Origin of the sequence: Kocuria sp. (genome assembly GCF_030536815.1) — a bacterium.
Taxonomy (GTDB): Bacteria; Actinomycetota; Actinomycetes; order Actinomycetales; family Micrococcaceae; genus Kocuria; species Kocuria gwangalliensis.
In genome coordinates, this window is record NZ_JAUNPE010000224.1 from 1 (window position 1) to 2,881 (window position 2,881).

Consider the following 2,881-nt stretch of genomic DNA (forward strand, 5'->3'; position numbering starts at 1 on the left):
GTGCATTTTCTGGGGAACGCATCAAGTAGGCCGTCTCCTTGAGAGAGTTGTACTCAGCCAAAGACACAATCACGACCGGCTCATGGCCAGAGCGAGTCACAATGACCGCTTCCCGGTCGTCGACTACTGAATCCAAGACCTCCGCATAGCGAGCCCGTGATTCCGAATAATTCATAGTCTTCATGGAATACCTCCGTACAAAAAATTGTACGCTCATTGTCAACTATGCAGAATCGTGCCGGCGGGTTCCATAGTTTCTGGTCGGGGGTCAGAGCCGCGGTGCGGCTACTGGTAGGCCCTTGCTCGATGGGGTGACCGGAGCGGCGTCGTCGGTATTGGTCGGCGCTACACCCAGGACGTCCAGGGCGACGGCGAGAACACCCAGGCCTGCCCTGCCGAGAAATATGGGGACCAGTGCCATGTACGCGGCCACGGTGAAGAATTCCGCCGAAGCGAGCAAGGGCCCATCCGCATCATCCGAACGGGCTCGATACAGCGCGAGCTCGACGACATATTTGGCAGAGGATCGTAGGGAAACCCGCCGGTTGGGGCGCGAACCACTGCCACAGATGTTCAGCACTCCAGTTAAAGGCCTCCGGCGCTGCCGTGAGCAGCGCTGCTCACGGCAGCATAGGGCTGAGGCCGGCGCGTTGACGGTCAAGCTTGACGCATGACTGAAACTATTGCTGCTCCGACCGGGAGCACACTTGACGAAGAAATGTACCGGAAGCTGTTCGAGCGTCGGATCCTGCTACTGGGGGAGCCGTTGGAAGGGTGGAACTCGAACCGTCTTTGTAATGGGCTCATCCTGCTGGCGGCCCAGGATTCCCGAGCCGACACCACATTGCTCATTAACTCGCCAGGTGGCTCGGTGTCCGGAATGCTCGCGATTCGCGACTGCATGCGCGTCATTCCTTGCGACGTTGCCACGATCAACATCGGAATGGCTTACAGCGCGGGGCAATTCCTCTTATCCTCCGGCACTCCCGGTAAGCGCTACGCAATGGAACATTCCAAAGTGTTGCTCCACCAAGGATCATCGGGGATAGCCGGCACGGCCATGGACATCGCCATCCAGGCTGACGACCTCCGCCATACCCGCGACACCGTGCTTTCACTGGTCGCCCAGGACACCGGACAAGACCGCGACGTGATCGAGCGCGACTCGCGGCGTGACCGCTGGTTTGACGCCCGAGAGGCACGTGAGTACGGGTTCATCGACCACGTAGTGACGACATTGGACGACATCATGCCGGACCTCGTATCTACCGGGGTAGGAGCAGACTCATGAGCACCTACACCATCCCCTACGTCACCACCCACACCCCTCAGGGCGACCGCACGGTCGACGTGTACTCGAGGCTTCTCGAAGAAAGAATTGTCTATCTGGGCACGGCGATCGACGACGGCGTGGCCAACGCCATCATCGCGCAGCTCGTCCACCTGGAAGCTGATAAGCCCGACCAGCCCATTCAGCTCTACATCAATTCACCGGGCGGTTCGATCCCCGCCATGTTGGCGATTTACGATGCCATGAATTACGTGCGGTGCGACGTGTACACAACGTGTGTGGGAGAAGCCGGATCCACCGCCGCGGTCATCCTTGCCGGGGGAACACCCGGCGGGAGATCGATACTGCCTCACGGGCGTGTAGTTATTCACGCTCCGGCAGCGGAGGGACGCGGAGCGATCCCCGACCTCATTCTCGAAGCCGATGAAATTGAACGTGTGCGCACGATGCTCGAAGAAATCCTTGCGCGGCACACGCAGAAAACTCGGGAACAGATTCGCAAGGACACGGAACGCGACCTCATCCTCACTGCCGAGAAAGCATTGAAATACGGAGTCATCGACGAGATTGTCGGACAGCGCCCTCGTCATTGAGATAGATCAGGCCGCAAGGCACAATGAGCCGCGATCGACAGTGGACGCGGCACGACGCGCAACCTCGCCAACGGTCAGGTCCAGAGCGCCCGCTACCGCACCGAAGATCTCGGACGAGGGGTCCTTCCGCCCGCGCTCGATTTCGGACAGGTACTGCGGCGCGACCCCGGCTCGACCGGCGACATCCGCAATGCGTTCGCCCCGGTCGAGGCGTTCCTCTCGCAGCACAGCACCCACGGACTCGCGCCAGAGTAGCTCTGACGGGGATCCAGGTACCGGAAACTTCACTACGTCACCCATGTACCCACGCTACGCGCAATACATGAACTCGTGTCAGTGCCGTGAGCTTAATGTGGCAGTCTCAGGCCGACGGCGCGCGGCGCCCGGTTCATTGGTGCGAACACGGCGTCGGTTCGGCGGTGAATTCAATTCGAACAACTGTTCGCCCAAGAATTTCGCCGCCTGCGCGAGCGCGATGGTGCGGCCATTCCGGTGTCCGTCGACCCGATCAGATCGAGTTCGTCGGGAAGTCCTTGAGTGGCGTCCAGCCGAACGGAACGAGTCCTCGGGGATTCGCGCGAGCGCGATCTTCCTTGTCGGACCAGCCCTGCGCTTCCGTGGCGCCGGGATCACCCACGGTGCCGCGCGCCGGTCGAAAACCGACGTCGTCGATGACTGCGTCCGGTGCGCTTCCCCGTCGAACAGATACACGACAGCTCCACGTAGGATCAGCCCAACCCCCGCCCCGAAGGCTTCGGTAACGTCCGTACCGTGCCGGGTCCGCCAGGTCCCAGCACCATTCCCACACGTTCCCGATCATGTCGTAAAGGTCAAAGTCATTGGGTTGCTTGGTTGCCACGGATTGGGCCGATTCGACGCCGTCCGCCTCGGTCCAGGCGATCTCAGACAGTGGACCGTAGGTTGGACCGGCTGTTCCGGCGCGGCACGCGAATTCCCATTCGGCCTCGGTCGGCAACCGGTACCCGTCCGCGGCAGG

General features: G+C 61.2%; 6 protein-coding genes. 2 read left to right on the plus strand and 4 right to left on the minus strand.

Annotated elements, in window-relative coordinates; translation table 11 throughout:
* A partial coding sequence (locus Q4E95_RS12420; protein ID WP_303383599.1) for a type II toxin-antitoxin system Phd/YefM family antitoxin occupies positions 1-184 on the minus strand: 184 nt, incomplete at its 3' end.
* 84 nt (positions 185-268) lie between these two features.
* A complete protein-coding gene (locus tag Q4E95_RS12425) occupies positions 269-460 on the minus strand; it encodes a hypothetical protein (protein ID WP_303383600.1) in 192 nt (63 codons plus the stop codon).
* 210 nt (positions 461-670) lie between these two features.
* On the opposite strand from Q4E95_RS12425, the gene Q4E95_RS12430 reads away from it, so the two are divergent.
* The gene (locus Q4E95_RS12430) at positions 671-1,291 is read left to right on the plus strand and encodes a ClpP family protease (protein ID WP_303383601.1); all 621 of its coding nucleotides are present in this window, start codon (positions 671-673) and stop codon (positions 1,289-1,291) included.
* Entirely contained in the window at positions 1,288-1,884 is a 597-nt protein-coding gene (locus Q4E95_RS12435; protein ID WP_303383602.1) for a ClpP family protease, read from the plus strand. The genes Q4E95_RS12430 and Q4E95_RS12435 overlap by 4 nt, the downstream gene beginning before the upstream one ends.
* Positions 1,885-1,890: 6 nt before the next feature.
* On the opposite strand, the gene Q4E95_RS12440 is transcribed toward Q4E95_RS12435, so the two are convergent.
* Positions 1,891-2,184: a helix-turn-helix domain-containing protein gene (locus Q4E95_RS12440; protein WP_303383603.1), complete on the minus strand. Its 294-nt coding sequence runs from the start codon at positions 2,182-2,184 to the stop codon at positions 1,891-1,893.
* A 208-nt stretch (positions 2,185-2,392) separates the two neighbouring features.
* A partial coding sequence (locus tag Q4E95_RS12445; protein ID WP_303383604.1) for an SUMF1/EgtB/PvdO family nonheme iron enzyme occupies positions 2,393-2,881 on the minus strand: 489 nt, incomplete at its 5' end.

What these genes read in the sequence shown, in the direction of transcription:
- Q4E95_RS12430 (WP_303383601.1), top strand. Translation starts at nt 671, where the DNA reads ATGACTGAAACTATTGCTGCTCCGACCGGGAGCACACTTGACGAAGAA.
- Q4E95_RS12435 (WP_303383602.1), top strand. Translation starts at nt 1,288, where the DNA reads ATGAGCACCTACACCATCCCCTACGTCACCACCCACACCCCTCAGGGC.
- Q4E95_RS12440 (WP_303383603.1), bottom strand. Translation starts at nt 2,184, where the DNA reads ATGGGTGACGTAGTGAAGTTTCCGGTACCTGGATCCCCGTCAGAGCTA.